General features: G+C 68.2%; 23 protein-coding genes and 3 pseudogenes. 16 read left to right on the forward strand and 10 right to left on the reverse strand.

Translation table 11 applies throughout. The annotated features are described in order from the left end of the window. Positions 1 to 45 precede the first annotated feature (45 nt). The 3 genes from OHA03_RS45455 to OHA03_RS45465 form a co-directional block, all read right to left on the reverse strand. The gene (locus OHA03_RS45455) at positions 46 to 405 is read right to left on the reverse strand and encodes a DUF6093 family protein (protein WP_323181424.1); all 360 of its coding nucleotides are present in this window, start codon (positions 403 to 405) and stop codon (positions 46 to 48) included. Positions 406 to 627: 222 nt separating this feature from the next. Then, complete coding sequence (locus tag OHA03_RS45460; RefSeq protein WP_267009814.1) at positions 628 to 864, reverse strand: DUF6093 family protein; 237 nt, start codon at positions 862 to 864, stop codon at positions 628 to 630. A 190-nt stretch (positions 865 to 1,054) separates the two neighbouring features. Beyond that, entirely contained in the window at positions 1,055 to 1,387 is a 333-nt protein-coding gene (locus OHA03_RS45465) for a DUF6233 domain-containing protein (RefSeq protein WP_267009815.1), read from the reverse strand. A gap of 77 nt (positions 1,388 to 1,464) precedes the next feature. Here OHA03_RS45465 and OHA03_RS45470 point away from each other — a divergent pair, with 77 nt between their 5' ends. Further along, positions 1,465 to 1,599: a hypothetical protein gene (locus OHA03_RS45470; protein ID WP_267009816.1), complete on the forward strand. Its 135-nt coding sequence runs from the start codon at positions 1,465 to 1,467 to the stop codon at positions 1,597 to 1,599. A 63-nt stretch (positions 1,600 to 1,662) separates the two neighbouring features. Beyond that, the gene (locus OHA03_RS45475; RefSeq protein WP_267009817.1) at positions 1,663 to 1,791 is read left to right on the forward strand and encodes a hypothetical protein; all 129 of its coding nucleotides are present in this window, start codon (positions 1,663 to 1,665) and stop codon (positions 1,789 to 1,791) included. Positions 1,792 to 1,878: 87 nt separating this feature from the next. On the opposite strand, the gene OHA03_RS45480 is transcribed toward OHA03_RS45475, so the two are convergent. Beyond that, entirely contained in the window at positions 1,879 to 2,052 is a 174-nt protein-coding gene (locus OHA03_RS45480) for a hypothetical protein (RefSeq protein ID WP_267009818.1), read from the reverse strand. Between the two features lie 814 nt (positions 2,053 to 2,866). Here OHA03_RS45480 and OHA03_RS45485 point away from each other — a divergent pair. From OHA03_RS45485 to OHA03_RS45495, 3 genes are all read left to right on the forward strand, one after another. After that, entirely contained in the window at positions 2,867 to 3,310 is a 444-nt protein-coding gene (locus OHA03_RS45485) for an IS630 family transposase (RefSeq protein ID WP_267009954.1), read from the forward strand. 176 nt (positions 3,311 to 3,486) lie between these two features. Further along, complete coding sequence (locus tag OHA03_RS45490) at positions 3,487 to 3,894, forward strand: helix-turn-helix domain-containing protein (protein ID WP_267009819.1); 408 nt, start codon at positions 3,487 to 3,489, stop codon at positions 3,892 to 3,894. A 50-nt stretch (positions 3,895 to 3,944) separates the two neighbouring features. After that, positions 3,945 to 4,292 (forward strand): transposase, encoded by a 348-nt coding sequence (locus tag OHA03_RS45495; protein ID WP_267009820.1) that lies wholly within the window; start codon positions 3,945 to 3,947, stop codon positions 4,290 to 4,292. A 24-nt stretch (positions 4,293 to 4,316) separates the two neighbouring features. On the opposite strand, the gene OHA03_RS45500 is transcribed toward OHA03_RS45495, so the two are convergent. Continuing rightward, a protein-coding gene (locus OHA03_RS45500) for an IS3 family transposase (protein WP_267007523.1) occupies positions 4,317 to 5,569 on the reverse strand; the annotation gives its coding sequence in 2 pieces (ribosomal slippage) (positions 4,317 to 5,287 and positions 5,287 to 5,569; 1,254 coding nt in all). Between the two features lie 47 nt (positions 5,570 to 5,616). Between OHA03_RS45500 and OHA03_RS45505 the strand changes: the two are divergent. Continuing rightward, positions 5,617 to 5,898: pseudogene (locus OHA03_RS45505) on the forward strand (transposase); the annotation flags it as partial. A gap of 34 nt (positions 5,899 to 5,932) precedes the next feature. Here OHA03_RS45505 and OHA03_RS45510 read toward each other — a convergent pair. The 3 genes and pseudogenes from OHA03_RS45510 to OHA03_RS45520 all read right to left on the reverse strand — a co-directional run bounded on the left by OHA03_RS45510 (position 5,933) and on the right by OHA03_RS45520 (position 8,570). After that, entirely contained in the window at positions 5,933 to 6,856 is a 924-nt protein-coding gene (locus OHA03_RS45510; protein ID WP_323181417.1) for a WbqC family protein, read from the reverse strand. Continuing rightward, a complete protein-coding gene (locus OHA03_RS45515) occupies positions 6,780 to 7,448 on the reverse strand; it encodes a YdcF family protein (protein WP_267009822.1) in 669 nt (222 codons plus the stop codon). Before OHA03_RS45515 ends, OHA03_RS45510 begins: the two co-directional genes overlap by 77 nt. 15 nt (positions 7,449 to 7,463) lie before the next feature. Continuing rightward, positions 7,464 to 8,570: pseudogene (locus OHA03_RS45520) on the reverse strand (helix-turn-helix domain-containing protein). 154 nt (positions 8,571 to 8,724) lie between these two features. Here OHA03_RS45520 and OHA03_RS45525 point away from each other — a divergent pair. Further along, positions 8,725 to 9,114 (forward strand): hypothetical protein, encoded by a 390-nt coding sequence (locus OHA03_RS45525; protein WP_267009823.1) that lies wholly within the window; start codon positions 8,725 to 8,727, stop codon positions 9,112 to 9,114. A 104-nt stretch (positions 9,115 to 9,218) separates the two neighbouring features. Here OHA03_RS45525 and OHA03_RS45530 read toward each other — a convergent pair whose 3' ends face one another. Both OHA03_RS45530 and OHA03_RS45535 read right to left on the reverse strand, forming a co-directional pair. Continuing rightward, a complete protein-coding gene (locus OHA03_RS45530; RefSeq protein WP_267009824.1) occupies positions 9,219 to 9,704 on the reverse strand; it encodes a TrmO family methyltransferase in 486 nt (161 codons plus the stop codon). Between the two features lie 75 nt (positions 9,705 to 9,779). Further along, the gene (locus tag OHA03_RS45535) at positions 9,780 to 11,168 is read right to left on the reverse strand and encodes a Tat pathway signal protein (protein WP_267009825.1); all 1,389 of its coding nucleotides are present in this window, start codon (positions 11,166 to 11,168) and stop codon (positions 9,780 to 9,782) included. Positions 11,169 to 11,306: 138 nt separating this feature from the next. Here OHA03_RS45535 and OHA03_RS45540 point away from each other — a divergent pair, with 138 nt between their 5' ends. From OHA03_RS45540 to OHA03_RS45585, 9 genes and pseudogenes are all read left to right on the forward strand, one after another. After that, a complete protein-coding gene (locus OHA03_RS45540; protein WP_267009826.1) occupies positions 11,307 to 11,501 on the forward strand; it encodes a hypothetical protein in 195 nt (64 codons plus the stop codon). Between the two features lie 10 nt (positions 11,502 to 11,511). Continuing rightward, positions 11,512 to 11,988: an ATP-binding protein gene (locus OHA03_RS45545; RefSeq protein WP_267009827.1), complete on the forward strand. Its 477-nt coding sequence runs from the start codon at positions 11,512 to 11,514 to the stop codon at positions 11,986 to 11,988. Between the two features lie 23 nt (positions 11,989 to 12,011). Beyond that, positions 12,012 to 12,719, forward strand: a pseudogene (locus OHA03_RS47945) (HAD family hydrolase). Then, on the forward strand, positions 12,716 to 14,569 hold the full coding sequence (locus tag OHA03_RS45560) for a hypothetical protein (protein ID WP_267009829.1): 1,854 nt from the start codon (positions 12,716 to 12,718) through the stop codon (positions 14,567 to 14,569). The pseudogene OHA03_RS47945 and the gene OHA03_RS45560 overlap by 4 nt, the downstream one beginning before the upstream one ends. Next, positions 14,566 to 15,522 (forward strand): thymidylate synthase, encoded by a 957-nt coding sequence (locus OHA03_RS45565; RefSeq protein ID WP_267009830.1) that lies wholly within the window; start codon positions 14,566 to 14,568, stop codon positions 15,520 to 15,522. The genes OHA03_RS45560 and OHA03_RS45565 overlap by 4 nt, the downstream gene beginning before the upstream one ends. Then, on the forward strand, positions 15,522 to 16,025 hold the full coding sequence (locus OHA03_RS45570; protein ID WP_267009831.1) for a carbamoyltransferase N-terminal domain-containing protein: 504 nt from the start codon (positions 15,522 to 15,524) through the stop codon (positions 16,023 to 16,025). Before OHA03_RS45565 ends, OHA03_RS45570 begins: the two co-directional genes overlap by 1 nt. Continuing rightward, positions 15,941 to 17,248 carry a carbamoyltransferase C-terminal domain-containing protein gene (locus OHA03_RS45575; RefSeq protein WP_267009955.1) on the forward strand — a complete coding sequence of 436 codons (1,308 nt, stop codon included), beginning with the start codon at positions 15,941 to 15,943 and terminating at the stop codon, positions 17,246 to 17,248. The genes OHA03_RS45570 and OHA03_RS45575 overlap by 85 nt, the downstream gene beginning before the upstream one ends. After that, a complete protein-coding gene (locus tag OHA03_RS45580) occupies positions 17,245 to 18,297 on the forward strand; it encodes a hypothetical protein (RefSeq protein WP_267009832.1) in 1,053 nt (350 codons plus the stop codon). Before OHA03_RS45575 ends, OHA03_RS45580 begins: the two co-directional genes overlap by 4 nt. Positions 18,298 to 18,393: 96 nt before the next feature. Further along, a complete protein-coding gene (locus tag OHA03_RS45585) occupies positions 18,394 to 18,906 on the forward strand; it encodes a topology modulation protein (protein WP_267009833.1) in 513 nt (170 codons plus the stop codon). Positions 18,907 to 18,927: the final 21 nt, after the last annotated feature.

Raw genomic sequence — 18,927 nt, forward strand, 5'->3', positions numbered from 1 at the left:
GCGGCCCCGCGCAGGGTTGCGCGAGGCCGCCAAGAGGCCATGGGGTCAGATGGCGCTGGACGCGGTGGTGATGCGTTCCATCAGCCTGGTGGAGCGGCAGATCTCCACCGTGGACGCCTCGGTGACGTCGTCGGCGAGCCAGATGCGGCCGGCCAGGCCGCCCGTCTCGGAGACGACCTCCACCAGGTCGCCGATCAGCGCGACCGGCGCCGACACGGGCGTCACGAGCCGGTACCAGGCGGAGCCCTCGGACAGCCAGTCCTGGCCGAGGACCTGGCCCAGGACGATCTGCCCGTGCGTGGACAGCACCGCACCCGGACCCTGGTACACCACGGTGGTCAGGGTCTGGCCGGGCTCCCGGGGCTCCCCGGTCACCGGGTGGGTCCAGGACGGGCTGCCCAGCAGTGCGGGAGATCCGCACCGTGTCGGTCAGCTGCGCCTCCAGGTCAGCCCTGGCCTGCGAAAGATCCAGTGGCACCGGCTCAGGCCCCGGTGGTCTGGGTGGACTCGTCCAGCCACGTGGTGCGGACGACGGCAAGGCTGTTGGCGTCGGAGATGTCCAGGACCCGCTACACGCGGTTCATCAGGCCCGGGTCCTGCGTGGCAACGGTGACGCGCACGTGGTCCTCACGCGACGCGAGCGGTACGTCCAGCGGCGTCGTCGGCGTACGCCTGTCCTTCCAGAGAAAGGACCAGGCCGGGACCGCCGGACGCGAAGATCGCACCGGCCCCCGTGTAGACGATCGTGTCCGGGCCGGGGTGGTACTCGCCGGAGTCCGGGTCAAGAACCGGCTCCCAGGGGCGGAAGATCTCGACAGTGTCCGCGAGGATCCGCGTCTCGACGATGGGGGGCGACGGCGGCAAGCGAAAGCCCCTCAGAGGGCGGAGGAGTGCTCATATGTTCGAGCGTAGGGCTGTGCGCGGACAGCTCCCCGGCCCGAGGTAACCGCGGACGCATCCGACTCGCCCAGGTGCACGTGTCTCGGCCCGGCGTGACGATCGGGTTACCGGTGGTGGCTCAGATGTCCCTTCGACTGGACCGCCGCCGGACCACCTACCCGAGCACCCCAAGCTCAGTGTCGGGTCGGCAGTGGATGCAGGCCCGCATCCCGTCGGCGAGGGCGACGAGGGCTTGCTCCCGGGTGATGACCCGCTGGCGTTTCCCCGCCAAGTAGCACCCGCCCACGTGGACTTCGATCGGCCGCGTGCCTACACCGATGCTGAGCTCGACCCAGTCCGGCGTCGGCGGCCGTCGCACCTCGCCCTGCTGCCGCTCTCTCTCCCGCTGCTCGGCCGCCGCGATCGCCTCGTCGATGCGGTCCACCCACATCGCATACCAGGTCCGCAGGGTAAGAAGCCGAGGCAGATCAGGCGGAAGATCGCACATGCGTTCGAGTCTACGCCGGGCGCTTGAGTAGCATCGGGCGGCGTATCGTCACAGAAACCGACAGAAGGGAGAGCCGCATGTCCGACGCTGACCTGCTGCGATCCCTCGGCGTCGCCCCGTCACAGCTTGACCCCGCCCCACCATGGTCACCGCGCCAGAGCGCCGGAGCCGAGCGGCTCGACGGCAGCCATCCGTGCGTGCGCTGCGGCTAGCCCGCGAGAGCAACCGGGGTCGTCACCGCGCCCGGGTGCGGCCGCCGCTGGCTGGACCGCTGCATGCCCTGCCTCATCGCCACCACCCCGCGCGGCGGCCCTCGTGCACCGCTCGCGGACACACTGGCCGTTCTGCGGCAGGCAGCCCACGAAGCGGGCGTCGACCTGACCATTGTGGCCGACGAGTCGTAGCGGCCCTGATCCAGCTGCGGTGAAACACGAGCAGCCGCCGTTGCACCTTCGGTCGGTGCAACGGCGGCCGCGTCGGCAGGGCCGTTACTACAGCTGCCGCTCGATCTTGGATTCCGGGACCAGCTCTTCTTGCATGTTCTTCTCGTTCTTGACGGTGTACTTAGTCTGTTGCCCGCTGCCCTCGGCACGCTCGATCAGACCCTGCGCCTGCTGGCCTTGCTGGTTCCGGTACTCCACGCGCTGTCCCTGCTTGTACGGCATGAACTCTCCAAGTCTCGTCGGTGGGAGGCTGGTCCCGCTCATTCGGCGGGGGACGCCCCTCCTTGCGCCCGTGACCATCGCCGGGCGCACTGACAGCTCACCCCCACCTCCACACCACAGCAACCCCTATGGGCCGAATGGAGGACGTCGTAGTCCGCCGCCGTGGACCGCTATCACCTGACCCTGACGATCGGAGCCCGCACCATCATGCGCGGCTGGTGGTCCGACGAGGCGACGGCCGAGCGGAAATACACGCGCTGGATAGGCGAGCGCGGCGCCGGCGCCGACGCCCGGATCACGCTCACTGAGCGAGCAGAACGGCGGGCGCGTGCTGCAGTCCTGGCCACCCGAGAACGGCTGATACTTCCGGCCGGTCGTCCGACCGGCCCGCTACCGTTGAACCGTCCTTATCCCGCTTGCTGGCTGCTTGCTGCGACTCGGACCTGCCCCGCCCGTTCAGCGCCGGCGGGGCTTCGCACTGGCCGCGCTAGTCGTTCTCGGACTGGACACGCCTGCGCCGCCGCAGCGGTGCTGTCACCCACATCGTCAGTCCGACAAGGGAGCAGAGCACCGCCCCTACGATGATGGTAGGGACGGCCGCCATGAGGAAATGGGTAAGCAGCAGCTCTACCCACGTCGGCTCCTCGCCCATCGTGCTCCCACCCTGTGCCAAAAACGCCACGACGCCAACGGGCAGCGATCAGTTCCGGATGCGCGCGTCGGATACACGGGCGACGCCAGATACATGTTCCGCCGCCAGTCATCCTGCCGACCAATACCGGGCGCAGCGGAACGGTGATCCAAACGAAGCGCCCTGAACGTCACTACTGGTGAAGTGCTCGGCGAGTGCAGGCCGACCCGGAACGGCAAGGATTTCCTGGCCTTCTTGAAGAAGGCGGTGAAACCGCACGCCGGGAAGGACATCCATGTCGTCCTGGACAACCTCTCGACGCACACCACCCCGGAGGTCAAGGAGTGGCTGGTCAAGAACCCGCACGTCCACTTCCATTTCACTCCCGTCGGCTCCTCGTGGCTGAACCAGATCGAGATCTGGTTCGGAATCCTGACCCGGCAGTCCATCCGCCGCGGCACGTTCTCCAGCGTCAACGTCCTGATCAAACAGATCCGCGACTACATCAACTCCTGGAACACGACAGCGAAACCGTTCACTTGGACCGCGACCGCCGGCGAGGTCCTCGCGAAGGTCCGACTCGTCGCGACCAACGTGAAGAAACTCGTTAATAACAACTCGAACTGACATGAACAGGATCACGAAACACTAGTAGCGTGTCGCCGCTTAGTTATGGTGCACCTGACTGGGAGGTTGGTGTCTGGCAGATTCCTTCCCCTTTGCCAGATAGGACTGTTGTTGTGGGTTCGCAGAAGAAGCGGCCGGTCAGGTTGACCGCGCAGGATCGTGAGGAGCTGGTCCGAGTGACCACGACGGGTGTTCGTGGGGCCTCGATGATCATGCGTGCGCGGGTGCTGCTTGCGCTGGACAGCTCGGTGGGTGAGGTGGACACCAAGGAGGCGATCGCGGTCCGACTCGGCGTCTCCGGTGAGACGTTGCGGCTGGTCGCCAAGCGTTTCGCCGAGACCGGTGGCGATGTTCACGCCACGATCGCGCGGAAGAAGCGCGACCTCCCACCGGTGCCCTCGCCGGTGACCGGCGAGGTCGAAGCCCGGCTGATCGCGATGGCGTGCTCACAGCCACCCCAGGGCTATACCCGGTGGTCGCTGCGGCTGCTGGAGAAGCACGTCGCGCTGGTCGAGGACATCCCCGATCTGGACCACTCCACCATCGGGCGGGTCCTAAAAAAACGCAACTGCGTCCTCATCTGAGAAAGTGCTGGACCATCCCACCGCGAGCGAACGCGGAGTTCGCGGCCCGGATGGAAGACGTGCTGGCCATCTATGCCCGGCCCTACGATCCGGCACGTCCCGTGGTGTGCATGGACGAGAAGCCCTACCAGCTCCTCGACCATGCCCGCGACCCGCTCCCGGCCCGCCCTGGTCGCGATGCCTGCCAGGACAGCGAGTACATCCGCTGCGGCACATGCTCGATCTTCGTGTGGGTCGAACCCCTGCGCGGGTGGCGTCGAGTCCAGGCGCTGTCCCAGCGGACCCGGATCGACTGGGCCGGCCAGGTCAAGCAGCTGCTGAGCGTGCATTACCCCGACGTCGAATCCGTGGTGCTGGTGATGGACAACCTCAACACCCACGGCATCGCCTCACTGTGAACCGCCCCGGGTTCGGTAGAGAGCTCAGATTGTGGTTGTGACCTGGGGTTTCGTGGCGGTCAGGTAGTAGTTGGTCTCGTACTCGACGGGCGGGATGTGCCCTATTTCACCGTGGAGCCGGCGGTGGCAGTACCAGTCGATCCACTCGGCGGTGGCGAGTTCGACCTGGGAGAGCGTCTTCCATGGACGACCGGGCCTGATCAGCTCGGTTTTGTAGAGCCCGATCGCGGACTCCATCAGGGCGTTGTCGTACGCATCTCCGACCGATCCGATGCTCGCCGCGAGGCCGGCGGCGTGAAGGTGCTCGGCAAGCTTGAAGCTCGTGTATTGCGAGCCGGCATCCGAGTGATGTATCAACTCGCCTTTTGTGTAGGGGATTTGGTCGCGGTCGCGTTGCCAAAGGGCCATCTCCAGGGCGTCCAGGACGAGCTGGGTCTCCTTGGTGGTGGCGACCGACCAGCCGACGATGCGGCGGGAGAAGGTGTCGACGACGAACGCGATGTAGACGACGCCGGACCAGGTCTTGACGTGCGTGAAGTCGGCGACCCAGCAGCGGTTCGGTGCGGCGGCGACGAAGTTCCGGTCCACCAGGTCCGGGGCCCGCTCGACTTGCCCGCCGGGGACCGTGGTGATCACCCGCTTGCCGCGGACCACGCCGGTGATGCCGAGTTCGCGCATGAGGCGTTCGACGGTGCAGCGGGCCACCTCGTGGCCTTGCCGGTTCAGCTCGCGCCAGATCTTTCTGGCCCCGTAGACGCGGTAGTTGGTGGCGAACACCTCGCGGATGACCGGCTTGAGTTCCTCGTCGCGCAGACTGCGGGCCGAGGGCTCGGCCAGGCGTTTGTTATGGGCGTAATAGGTGGAGGGGGCGATCTTGCAGTCGTGCTCGGTGAGCGTCCTGCAGATCGGCTCGACGCCGCCGAAGCGGGCCCGGTGCTCGTCGATGAACGCTACGAGCGTGTGAGTGGCCGGTCGAGCTCGGCCGCGAAGAAACTCGCCGCGGCCTTCAGGATCTCGTTCGCCCGCTTGAGTTCGGCGTTCTCCTTCTTCAACGCCTTGAGCTGGGCGGACTCCTCCGAAGTCGTCCCCGGGCGCTGGCCCGCGTCGATCTCGTGCTGCTTCAGCCAGTTCCGCAGCGTCTCACGGGAACCGATGCCGAGCCTCTCGGCAACCGCCTGGAGAGCAGCCGTCTCGGTCGGATAGCCGTCGCGCACCTCGGCGACCATGCGCACCGCACGACGGCGGAGCTCAAGCGGGTAACGGGAAGGTCGTGCCATGACTCGATCCTTTCACGAAATCGAGTCTCCATCGAACCCGGGGCGGTTCACTGTACGAGGCATTCGAACCAGAAGAAGCATTCGCCCTGGCCCAGCGCCTCGAGATCCATCACACGCCCAAACACGGGTCATGGCTCAACATCGCCGAGATCGAACTCTCCGCGCTGACCCGGCAATGCCTCGACCGCCGGATCGGTGACCTCGACAACCTCAACACCGAACTCTCGGCCTGGCAGAACGCCACCAACACCGACCAACGTCAGGTCGACTGGCAGTTCACCACCCACGACGCACGCATCAAACTGCGCCACCTCTATCCCAAAAATTAGCCGCGACGGTCTACTAGGTCGAAACGGCCTTGGATTAGGGCGTCGTCAAATTCGCGAACCCAGGCCGCCTTGACACCGACCTCATCCAACGGGCCAGCTTTCCAATCGGCGAACGTGGTGTCGGGAGGCGACGACACGCAGTTCCTCTGTTACGGCCCGGATGCCCAAGGTCATGAGAGGGTGCACGGCGCTTACCTCGCGCCCGCCATCCCACATACCTAGCGCTGGCGTACGGAAGGGAACCACGGATATCCCTCGGGCCGCGAACGGGGCTACCTCGAGGTAGCGCGTGCCGCCGGTGCCGCAGAGGTATCCACGTGCCCCGGCGGCCGCCGCGAGGTCGGCGAGTCGCTGTGACCGCTCCAAACGGGCCGGCTGCCGGCTGCCGGCTGCTGGCTGCTGGCTGCTGGCTGCTGGCTGCTGGCTGCTGGCTGCTGTACAGGATCCGGCCTTCCCACCCCACCAGGTTGAGGAGCATTCGCGTGGACGCCTCGGCCACATCGGCGGTCTTGTCCGACTGCCGGAACTGGACCAGCGCGGAGTCCGGCTCATGCCTGAGAACCGGCCATTCAGGGCAGCTGCCGTATTGCTGCGCGAGCATGTGCATCACTCGTCGACGTGACCGTTCCGGGTCAACCAGCACGGCGTCCCGGATGACGGTCGACCGGCCATGAGGGAGGTGAGTAGGGATCGAGAGCCATTGGTGCCGGTCTGGGTGGGACGTGCTGGCCAGCCGGGCACGGTGCTGGTAGTCGCGGCGGGTGAACTGGACGTCGTCGAGCACGATCCAGCAGTCCGCCGCGAACAGCTTGGCCAGGGTGCTCAGCCGAGGCAGGAAGTTGGGCTGGTGTACCGCGCACAGCCCCCTTGGCGGGGGAACGTCATGAGGCAATGAGCCGGCTGGTGAATCCGGCGCGGATGAGAGACTCGTACGCGGCATGTACGTCCTCCGGGACATGCTGCTCGATGGCGAACCCGAGCTTCGGGTACTCGATGACGCGCTGGAGGTCGCCGACGAGCATGTCAATGACGAGCTTCTCGTCGCCGATGCTCTTGAGATAGTCGTCGAACTCCATAGGCTCCGAGGCGCAGGTCACCTCGACCTCGGGCCAGAGCTTGCGGGCGGTGGCGAAGGAGCGGCGCTCCATGTACGGCTTGGCGACGAGGAGCACCGTCTTCGGCGTGATGCCAGCAGATGCGAGAGCCTCGCGGGACAGGGTGATGTTCTGGCCTGTGTTGCCAGCGTTCGGCTCCACGAGGATCGCGCTGTCCGGCACTCCGAGGGCGAGGGCGTGCTCGCGGAAGTGCACGGCTTCCCCGCGGGGGAACACCTTGGCGGTGGTGGGGCTGTTGCCGCCGGTGAACACGAGCGTGGGGAACAGGCCGGCGCGGTACAACTCGGCACTGAAGGCGGCCACGCCGAGGTCGTGGCTGCCGAGTCCGATCGCGGCGTCGACGGGGCGCACGTCGTGATGCATTTGGTGGAAGTCCCAGACCAGCTTGGCGTTGCTGATCTGCTCCTCGGTGATCGCCGGCTGGTTGTCGGTCACTCGCTATCTCCCTGGTCACCGTCGTGTGGGGCGGGCTGCCCCATGGGCCGTCCTCCGGATGTCTGTGATGCTGCGGAGCTGGTGGCTCAGCCCGTACTGGGCCGCCTCCCTGGCAGCATCGTCGAGGACATGTAGCCCATCATCCAGGGTGGCGGAATCGGAGAGCAGGATGTGGCCATACGCGGTGTCCAGGCGTACCCGCTGCATGGGCGATTCCGTGACCCCCGTACTGCGGGAAAGGTCGATGAGGCGAAGGGCGGCATCAAGGTTCCCGGAACCGCGGTGAGCGAGGCCCAGCTTCTGTTGCGCGACCGACTAGTCCTCCTGCTCGGAGAGGTCCTCGAAGGCACGGACCGCTGTTTCCATCACGCTGACCGCATAGTCGTGATTGCCATCCTTGCTCAGGGCGGTGCCCACCCATAGACGGGCACGGGCCCGGTCACGAGGGGACAGTCGGTCGTCGGCAGCCAGATCTTCGTACTGACGCGCCGCTGTCTCAAGTTCGCCGACCATCTCCGTGACGACGGCGAGGGAGAGATCGAGCTGAGCTACGCGCCGCGGAACTTCCAACTGCGTATAGAGCGAGCGAGCGTTGACATAGGAGCGCTGTGCCGAGGGAGGGCCGATGACGGCCCCTTGGTCTCGCATCAAATCTCCCTGTAACGCGGTGGATCTCGCCAGCAGGGACAAGCCCCGTTCATCCAGTTCCGAGGCTTGGTAGCGAGAAGTCCAACGGTGCAGCAGAGACTCTGCGAAGGGGAAGTTCTGACGAGAGACGGCCACGACTGCGCGTTCGATGTCGTCGGCCCAGGTCTCGTAGTCCCAGGCTCGCGGGCGGGGAATGGTGACGCGCCCGGCCGCTTCCAAGGAGTTGCCACCCTCGGCGGGTTTGACGAGCTCTGTCTCGAAACGCACGTGAGTCGCCGCGTTGGCCTGGGCGAGCGCTGTGTCCAGGATGGCCTGGCTCTCCGTGTTGGGCCGCCTCTTGGCCAGGAACTTCTCCCAGTTGCTGACGGTGTTGACCGAGACGCCCAGTTTTTCGGCGAAGGCGCGCACGCTCAGGCGGAGAGCCTTCCGAAGCGCAAGCGCCTCCAGGCCGGTCCATTCATGAACGGTTGCCACGTGCCACTCCTTTCCGTCGCCATCGAAGCACGCTGTGTCGCGCCAGGTGGACGGAAGTGGGACAGAAGTGGGACGGCCGTGGATTCCCCGTCGGCCCGGCCGCCATCAGGCTCGAAGTGCCCCTCCGACGACGGCCCGATGGACGGTCATGATCATGGAACCCCTCACGGAACAGCGGAACGTCACCGGTCCGCTCGTGTTCGGGTTCCTGCGTCTGGTGCCTGTGTCGCGCGCTCGGCAGCTGGCCCTGACGACAGCGATCACCGAGTACTGCCGTCGTCACGAGCTGACGCTGGCCGGCGTCTACATGGAGCGTTGTTCGTCCACGCCGTCCGCGTTCATGGGCATGCTCGATGCCCTCACTGCCACTCGGTCCTATGGGGTCGTACTTCCCACCCCGTCGCACCTCGGGCCCAAGGCCATAGCGGCTGAACGGCGCAGTCAGCTGACCGAAGCCGGCGCCCATCTGCTGCTGATTCGCGGTGCGCAGACGGCTCCACCAGGTGGAGCCTCGCCAACCCTCGCCGCCGGAGGCACCGAGTGATGGATGCCTGCCAGTACGGCCCTGCGCGACAGCTGTCGTTGGCACCAGCTCGGGCGGCTACGTCCCATCGTGTCGCCAGTCTCGGTTCCGGACGATGCCCCGAGTCAGCGTTCGGCGGCGTCCCTCCAGTAGTCCTTCAGCATCTCGCTGGGCCACGCGGGCTGGCTGATGGTGCCGCGCGGCAGGAACTCCTCGAAGACCGCCACAAGGTCCACCACCAGGGTGCCGTCGTCGGCGTCCAGGTCGGTGACGTGCAGGTCCCGACCGTCAACGCGGAGCAGCCGTGGGAACGAGGTCGCGAGCCGGGCAGGGCGCCGGTGGTTGTGGTGCACGAAGGTGCCCGTCGCTGGCCACGCAGGGTTGTTTCGCGGGCTGCGGGCGTGGAGGGCGACGTCTTCTGGAGAGCCGAAGTTGAAGAACCAGGTGACCTGGAGGTGGGAGAACTCCTCGATCCCCTGCAGCGTCTCCTCCGGGTACTCCGGTCGCAGTCGGATGATCGACTCCACACCGCCCTTGAAGTCGTCGAGCCGCCCCTTGTGGCCTCCGACCACGTCGGCGATCACCGGCACCTCGATGGACTTTGCGGACACGGGTTCCCCCTTCTGCGCTCGCGGCACGGCAAGGCGGTCGACCACAGCATGCCCGCCTTCACCACCATGGCGCCGTCAGGCTACTCGTTCGAGTGCGGTCTTCGCCTGCTCGTCGATCTCCGCCGCCACGCTGATTCCCCGATTCCGGAAGGGGGACAGCACCCGGCGCATGTTCACGGCAGCCTCGCGCGCTCTCCCCGACTGCACACCTTCCATCGCATCCAGCGCCTGTGCCCACGTGTGGCACGCGGCCTCCACGTTCCCCTTGCGGGCCTGCACCGTGCCCATGTAGCCCAAGGTCACCGCGTGGGTCCGGCTGAATGTGTCAGCTTTCCTGGTCAGCACGCTGTTGTTGAATTCTCGGAGCGCTCCGTCAAGGTCGCCGAGCGCCCACAGGGTGCGGGCGGTCTCGTGGGCCAGGGAAGCTCGCTGGAAGAACCACACCCGACTCGGATCTTCGTCGCCGGCGTCCGCCGCAGCAAGGTCGTCCTCGGCCCGGAGAAGCGCTGCGATCGCGCACCGCTTCTGCCCGTCGGCGGCGAGGCTGCGTGCCTGCACCACGCCGAGCAGTGCCCGCTCGCGGGGGCTCGCCAGGGTGTACCGCTTGCGTTCCACGGACGCCGTGGCGAGGTCGACGGCAACTCGTGGGTGGCCGAGATCCGTTGCCTGGTGCGCCATCGCCCGCAGGATGTGGCCGGCAAGCGGAGCGTCGTCCGCTTCCGCCGCGAGCTTCAGGGCCAGCGTGAAGTAGCGCCGCGCAGCCTCGTGGTGGGAGGCGTCGAAGCTCATCCAGCCGGCGACGTACACGGCCTCGGAGGCAGCAGCGAGGAGGGCACGACGGGCGTCGTCGCTGGTGAACACCCCTCCGATGTACCTGGCAACGTCGTCGACAAGGTACTGGTAGAGGGCCGTACGGCCGTCCATGCCGCCGTGCCGCTGGTCTCGCCGAGAGAAGAACTCCGTCATCTCACGGACAGCGCTGACTTCGGCGGCCCCGACCCTGCGACTCGTAGCGGCGGGGCGGGACTTCGCCCGCTGGGGAGCCTCGTCCCACCACTGCTGTCCGGGCAGGAGCAGGCCGCCCACCGAGTAGGCAGCACCGGCCAGCAGTCGGCGGCGTTCGAGGTCCACGTCGCTTCTCCCAAGGTCTACCAGCGCATCCAGCGTATCGACGTTCCACTTCGACGCCGCGACCGCGCCCATGTCAAGTGCCGAGAGCCCGATCTCAGCTGGCGTGATGGGGCGTTGAAGCCGCCGCGACAACGTCTCGCACAAGATAGAGGGCGCTCTGCCCGAGGGCTGGGTTCCCGCCACCCACATCGCGATGTGCGAGCGGCTCGTCCCCAGCAGTTCTTGCGCTCCGACCTCGGCCGCGACCCTCACGAAGGCAGCCGCCACCTTCGTCTGCGACCAGCCGGTTTCCGCGATCGCGTCGGCCAGCTTCACGTTCCGCTCGCGCGCCATCGTCTACCTCGGTTCACCAAAACGATCTTTGACGGGTTTGACGGCCCCGGCAGCCGCCCGGAGATACCGCCGCGATGTGATCCACGGTTCGCTCGTGGTCAACGAAACCACCAACTGCCTTTGTCCGGGAGGAAACCGGTGAAGACCAGCCACACGACTGGCGCCGACGCCCGGACCGTTTCGGGCAACCCCCGCGCTGCCGCCCCGACGTCCGACGAGCGGTACTTCAACCACCCCCCGCCGGCGGCCGTGCTCGCAGAGAACCTCCGCCGCTTCGACCGCTCCGACAAGACCGCCGATCGAGTCCTCCGCGGGCTCAAGCACACGTGGTGAGAAGGCAAGCATGGACCGAATCGAAAGCCTGAGCAGCGTAATCAGCGCCCCGGAACACCAGAAGCGCCTGACCCTCATCTCCAACGACAGGGCGCCGGGCATAGCTCGGTCCTTCACCCGCAAGGCGCTGACGGCGTGGGGGATGGAAGACCTCATGGACCAAGCCGTGCTGATCGTCAGTGAGCTCACCACCAACGCCGAGCGCCATGGACGGACTCCGGCTGATGGTCGGAGCCGGGAGGACGAACACGTCGACGAGATCACGCTGACGATCGCCCTGCAGGCCAACGTCGTGGGGATCGAGGTGGAGGACAACTCCCCGGAGCCCCCGGCGCCTCGGACTGCCTCGCTCTACGCCAGCAGCGGACGGGGCCTGCACCTCGTGTCGGCAGCTGCCGACACCTGGGCTGCCTGTCCCACGGAAGACGGTCGCGGCAAGAGGGTGATCGCCCTCGTGAGGCGCCCCGAGTCGCCCATCACCTCCTGACCACCTCCCCTTGGAGACCCCTGATGCCATCCCGGCTTGCGCCCTCGCCCACGCCGACCTCCGGCGGAAAGAGGCTGGGCCTCAACACCGAAGCCGCACGTGTGCTGCTGCTCGACCTGGACGGCGTGCTCGTCGACACCCGCCCGGTCATGGAAAGCGCGTGGCGCCAGGTCCGTGAGGACCACGGCCTCGACGTGCCGTTCGAGGAGTACGAGCGCCACCTGGGCCGACCCTTCGCCGACATCATGGAGCAGCTCGGGCTCGCTGACGCCGAGCCCATCCACCAGACCTACTCGAAGGCGTCGACGGCCGCCTCTCACCTGGCCCGATAGTTCGACGGCGTCGCAGAGGTCCTGCACGCTTTCGCCGCTGCCGACTGGCGGCTGGGGATCGTCACGTCCAAGCCGTTGGACCGAGCCACTCCTCTCCTGGCCCAGCTCGGCGTCCCGTTCGCCACGGTGCGCACCCCGAACGGGGTGGGCCGGGGCAAACCCGCACCGGACCCGATCCTGCTCGCCCTGATCGACCTCGGCGCCGACCAGGCCGACGCGCTGTACGTCGGCGACATGGCGGTCGACCAGGAGGCGGCCCGCCGTGCCGGAGTCTCGTACGTGCACGCGTTCTGGGGCTACGGCACCCCGAGCCCTCCGACCCCCGTCGTCGCCGAATCGCCGAAGGACCTGCTGCGCCTCCTGGACACCGGGCCGTTCCTCGAAGGGAGCCTGGTGTGACGCCGCCCAAGGGCAACGCCCTCGGCATCGCCTGGGACAAGTTCAATGGCAAACCCCTCTGGACGCTGATCGGCGAGGGCGCGCTCGCGACCATGAAGTCCGACCGGATCACCGCGTCCGAGCTGGAGGCCCTGCCGTTCGACGCGCGGGAAGCGGAAGCACAGGTCGACCAGGTGATGGAGGCCCTCGAAACGTACGGCGCTGACCTCGCGAGGACGCCGGGTGGTGCGGGGTGGTTGTACGTCCAGCACGTGCCGGCGCGGCGCCTGGTGGCGCAGGTCGTACGCAAGCTGGCGGCGCTCAGTGCCTGGGAGCCGTTCGCGAAGGCCCCAGGTCCCCTGAGGCTCGCGCCGCACGAAGGACTCGTCGGGTTACGGCCCAGCAGCTCGCGCGAGTACCGGGCGTACACCGTCACCTGGTCGGGCATCGCCTACCTGCTCGGTGCGGCGGCTCCCCACAACCCCCTGCGTCCCGCGCAGTTACGCAACCTCCCTCCTCTCTCGGTGGCCGCAGCGGTGCCGAGCCCGACGCCGTCGGAACTGCCACTGAGCGAGGTGGTGGCGCTGTCGTGGTCCTCCCGGCACGCGGCCACTCTGCTGCCGGTGCTGGAGGAGCTGGCCCGGAACGGACGCCCCAGCCTCGTGGTGGACTTGGCGACCGACCCGGCGGAGGGGTGCCCGGCTTCGGGGGTCGCGGGGGTGAACCTGTGCCCGCCGCCGACCGGTCTCTTCAACCTCTCCGGCGCCGTGGACGCTCTGAGGCTGCAGGACGACGGCCGCGTCGTGCGGGTCGACGTGCACGAGGTTCAACTGGCCAGGCTGGTCCGCCTCTTGTCCGTACTACTGGAGACGGGCGGCGGCTGCACCCAGCCCTCGTGGCAATCCGTGGTCCGGGCGGAGACGTGGCTGGACGGCGTCCTCGCCGCAGCCCGGCCGCACACCGTTCTGGTCAGCAACGACACCAGCCCGCTGGGTGCGCTGACCGTACATGTGGCACAGCGCCATGGCGCGAACACGGTGCACGTCCAGCACGGTGCTTGGACGGCAGAGTCGGTCGCGCGGCCCGCGCTGCACAGCCGCGACATCGTCGTGATGGGCCAACGGGATCTCCCTCTCGCGAAGGCGTGGGTGCGCCACCCTGACGCCGAAGTCCACGTCCTGGGCCAGCCCCGCTTCGACGCGCTCGCCGGTCTCGACCGCGAAGCCCAGCGACGCTACCTGGAGAACCTGCTGGGGCCCGGCCCGGGGCAAGGCCCTGCCCGTATCGCCGTGTGGGCCTGCCAGCCCTTCGGACCTGACCGGCTCAAGGCCCAAGCCGACCTCCTCCTGGACGGTCTGTGGAAGGCCGGCGGCAACTGGGGCCTCGTCATCGCGCCGCACCCGGCGCAGAGCGTCGACGTCTTCGCCCCTCTGATCGAACGGGACGGTCGGCCGCTCGTGGCCGTGGCCGATCCCCGGGTCGGCGCTCGCGGCTGCCTCGCCGGTGCCGACGCCCTGGCGAGCGCCTATTCGACGTGCGGCATCGAAGCCACGCTGGTGGGCGTCCCGGTGCTCGAACTCGGTTCGCCCGGCGAGCGCACGCTCGGGCTCTCCGACCACGGCCTCGCACGGCGGTGCAGCACCGCCGATGACGTCGCCGACGCCCTCGTCGCACTTCGCGGTCCGCGGCCTCCTGCCGGCCGGGCGGCGCCGGACGCGGTGTGCCGGTGGCGCGGCGATAGCGCCGCCCAGGTCGCACGCCTCATCACCCGCCGGGCCGACGGCCATGACACGCACTCCCACCACGTCCACCACGATGCCCGCGGCACCGATTCCGGACTGCCGCAGGGCGAAGGAGCACCTGCCCGATGACACACCTGACCGCCGACAGCGTCGCCGAACTCTTCGTCGGTGCCGTCGCCCTGGCCAAGAACGGCGAGAGGGTCAGCCCTCGCGGCATGGCGACCCGTGAAGTCCTCGACGTCCACATGCGGCTGACCCAGCCACGGGCCCGCCTGCTGTACGCGCCGCCGGCCCGCGTCATCAACCCCGCGTTCGCCGTGGCGGAGACTGTGTGGCACCTCTCCGGCTCGGACGCCCCGTGGATCTTCGACTACAACACCCGCCTGCGGCGGTACGCCGACGACGGTGTCCTACGGGGCGCGTACGGCCCGCGGATGCGGAAGTGGGCCGGGAACGTGGATCAGCTGAGCCGCGTCGTCGAGATCCTCAAGGAGGACCCCGACTCTCGCCGGGCTCTGCTCCAGCTCTACGATCCGGCCCAGGACGCCGCCGGGCACAAGGACGTGCCCTGCACGCTGGGCTTCCGCTTCTACCTCCGCGCCGGCCGCCTACACATGTCGACCACTATGCGTGGTCAGGACGTGTGGATCGGCATGCCGTACGACCTGTTCTTCTACACGGTGCTGCACGAGCTGGTCGCCGGCTGGCTCGACGCCGAGCTGGGCGAGTTCCACCACCACGTCGGATCGCTGCACATCTACGAGGACCACCTCGACCAGGCCGAAGAGCTGACATCGGTCACCGCGAGCCCGGTCATGCCGGACCTCACCACACCGTGGCGGGGCTTCGACGACCTCCTCGACCAGGTCCAGGCCCGAGACGTCACCGGCCACCCGGGCTGGGACACGATGGCCGAGACACTGCGCAGCTACGGCCTGTGGAAGGACGGCCGGCGTGACGATGCGGGGCGGTTGGCCGACAAGATCGACGGGCCGCTGGGCGAGGCGCTGACCGCCTGGTACAACGAGCTGAACCGCCATGCCCGCACCTCCACCGCGCCCGAGACGGTGGGGACGCGGTGATGGCCGCCATGGACCGCGCGCCCTCGGTCATCCTCGGGCTGTGCTCCTACACGCACGATTCCTCCGCTGCCCTGCTGGTGGACGGGGAGCTGATCGGCTTCGTCGAGGAAGAGCGGCTCTCCCAGCAGAAGCACACCAAGGACTACCCCCGCCACGCCGTTGAGTGGCTTCTGGGCCAGGCCGGGCTCACCGCCGCCGATGTCGACGCCATCGCCTACAACTTCCAGCCCGCCCACTACCTTGCCGAGTCGCCGGCGGCGCTGCGCTTGGCGCTGTCGCCGACGACGCGCGACCGGGCGCTGCCGAGGGCTCGTGGCTTCGCCAAGGTGGCACTGCGCACTCAACTGCGGACCCGCACCCTCGGCCGGCAGTTCCCTCCGCCCGCGTCTCCCCCGTCCTGCACCACCGCGCACACCAGCTGGCGGCCTTCGCCGCCTCTGGGTGGAACGAGTCGGCCGTGCTCGTCGTCGACAGCCTCGGCGAGCGGCAGACCACGACCATAGCCCGAGGGCACGACGCGCTCCACCCCTCCACCCGCACCCTGGAGGCGATCAACGACCCAGCCTCGCTCGGCTACGTGTACGGCGCAGTCACCGAGCACCTCGGGTGGCGCCGAGGTGACGAGGAGGGCACTGTGATGGCGCTCGCCGCCCTCGGCGACCCGCAGCGGTTCCTGCCCCTCTTCGCCCGGGCTGTGCGCACCACGCCCAAGGGATTCGTGGTCGATCCCGCGTACTTCCCACCACGCGTGCTGACCTCGGGCTACCCACGGACCTCCCGTCGTTTCATCGCCGAGACGTGCCCCGAGCGTCACCCGAGCGAGCCGCTCCAAGACGTCCACCGGGATCTGGCCGCGGCGCTCCAGGAGCGCACCGAGCAGGTGATGCTGCATCTGGCCCGCCGCGCGCGGATGATCACCGGTTCGCGCCGTCTGTGTGTCGGCGGTGGAGTCGCCACGAACTGCGTGAGCATCGGCCGGATCATCGAGGACGGAATCTTCGACGAGGTCTTCGTCCCGCCCGCGCCGGGCGACGCCGGCACCGCGATCGGGGCCGCCATCGCCGTGCACACCGGCAGCCGCAGCCGACGGCCCATGTCCGGCGTCGCCCGGGCCTGTTACCTCGGCCCGTCATACCAGGACCATGCCCTCGACCTCACGCCGTGGCCCGAGCTCCAGCTGAAGACGCTGGGCGTCGAGACGGCTGAGTTCCTCGCCCACCAGCTCGCCCACGGCATGATCGTCGGGCTCTTCCAGGGCCGGGTCGAGGCCGGCCCCCGCGCCCTGGGGAACCGCTCGATCCTCGCCTCCCCGCTGGAGCCCGGCGTCGTCGAGCGACTGAACGCCACCGTGAAGTTCCGAGAGCCGTTCCGCCCATTCGCCCCTATGGTCCTGGCCGAACGCGCCGCGGGCTTCTTCACTCTCGGCCAGGAAGCGCCGTACATGTCGATGGCGTCCGGCGTAACCGACAAGGCACGCGAACGCGTGCCAGCCATCGTGCACGCCAACGGCACCTCCCGCCTGCAGACCGTCACCCGGTCGCAGAACCCGTTCATGCACGACGTGCTGAGCGCCTTCGCCCGCCGCACCGGAGTGCCGGTGCTGATCAACACCTCGCTCAACGTCAAGGGCAAGCCGATCTGCGGGACACCGGAGATGGCCCTGGACTGCCTGGCCAACTCCGGACTGGACGCCCTGCTGCTGGAAGGCCGGTGGATCACCAAGTGAAGATCGGATACAGCTTCTGGGGCTTCCTCGGCAACGGAATCACCGACACCCCGGACGGGGGCCGCAGCCACCGCCGCCCCCTGATCGACGCCCTCCTCGGCCGCGGCCACGAGATCGTCTTTCTGCAGGCCAACCGCGACCTGATCGAGGCCGGTGACGATCTGGGCAACGCTTACTCCTTCCACAGCGGCAGCCCGGACATCGACGCTCTGTTCTTGGAGTGGCGCTGGGCGATCGAGGGACGCAACACCACCCCGTGCGGGACCGAGGGGCACACCTGCGACCTGCACCGCCAGGCCGAACTGGTCACCCGGTACACCGTGCGCAGGGAGACGCCGACCGTGATCTGGGACAAGGACCGCCAGCTTCGGCCGGACAGCGTGTGGCGGCGCGTCCGGCAGACCACCGTGTGCGAGGCCGCTCTCGAACCGACGCCGGGCGCCCACCGCCTGCTCTTCCCGCTCGACGACCGTCTCCTCGCCGAGGCAGATCCGATCGCGCTCGCCAAGAAGCCCCGGGACCTCGTCCTCGGGTACCTCGGCAACCAGTACGACCGCGACGAGCACTTCGACCACTTCTTCGCGCCGGCCGCCGCCCGCTTCGATCACCTGGTCGGGGGTAAGTGGACCAAGACCAGCCGCTGGCCGCACGTCCGCTTCCTCGGCAGACTCCCCTTCGAGGCCGTCCACGCCGTGTACGGCAGGTCCCTGGCGACCGTCCTGATGCTGCCGGAGCGGTACGCCGCCGTCGGCCAGATGACACAGCGGATCTTCGAGGCTGTGCTCGCCGGCTGCCTCCCGCTCGCCCCTGCAGACATCCTGCACGCTGACCGCTTCGTGCCCAAGGAGCTGATCGTCAGCTCCGGCAGCGAGGTGATCGAGCAGCTGACGCGCTTCCAGCGGATCGCTGGCACCGAGCAGCACGTGGACCTGATCGCGGCCTGCATGAACCACCTGGACCTGTTCCGCCTGAGTCGGCAGGTCGACGCGCTGGAAGCCGTCCTGGGCACGGCCACCGGCCCCGTCGCGGTGGAACGGGGGGCGGCGTGATGCAGCTCACCTCCCAGACCATGGCGTCTGGATCATCCGAACGTGTCCGAACGGCCGGTCCGACCGGGCACCTCAGCACCTCTACGCTGGAGCACCATGAAGAAGGTCGCCATCGTCGGCTGCGGAGGCAGCGGCAAGTCGTACCTGGCACGCGAGCTGGGCAGGATTCTCGACGCCCCGGTTACGCACCTGGACGCCGCGTTCTACGACGACGAGTGGAACGCGCTGCCCATGGAGAAGTTCGCTGCCCTGCAGCGGGACCTGGTCGCGCAGCCGAGGTGGGTGATCGACGGGAACTACAACTCGACGCTGCAGATCCGGCTCGAAGCCTGCGACACGGTCATCCTCATGGACGTCTCGACCGTGGCCGCGCTGTACGGGATCTTCTCTCGGCAGTTCCGGCACGGGGCCGGACACAAGGGCAACGGGGTGCACAACCGCATCCACTGGGGCGTGATCAAGTACGTGGCGACGTACCGCCGCAGGATGCGCCCGCGCGTCTTGGCCAAGATCGAGGAATTCGCCTCGGGCCGTGCCGACGTGGTGCTGCTGTCCAACCGGCGGCAGACGCGCCGCTGGCTGCGGAAGGTCGCCGCCGAGCAGCGCTGAGCACTCCGCCGCGCCCCCGAA

The sequence above is a fragment of the Streptomyces sp. NBC_00154 genome (assembly GCF_026342835.1).
Lineage (GTDB): Bacteria > Actinomycetota > Actinomycetes > Streptomycetales > Streptomycetaceae > Streptomyces.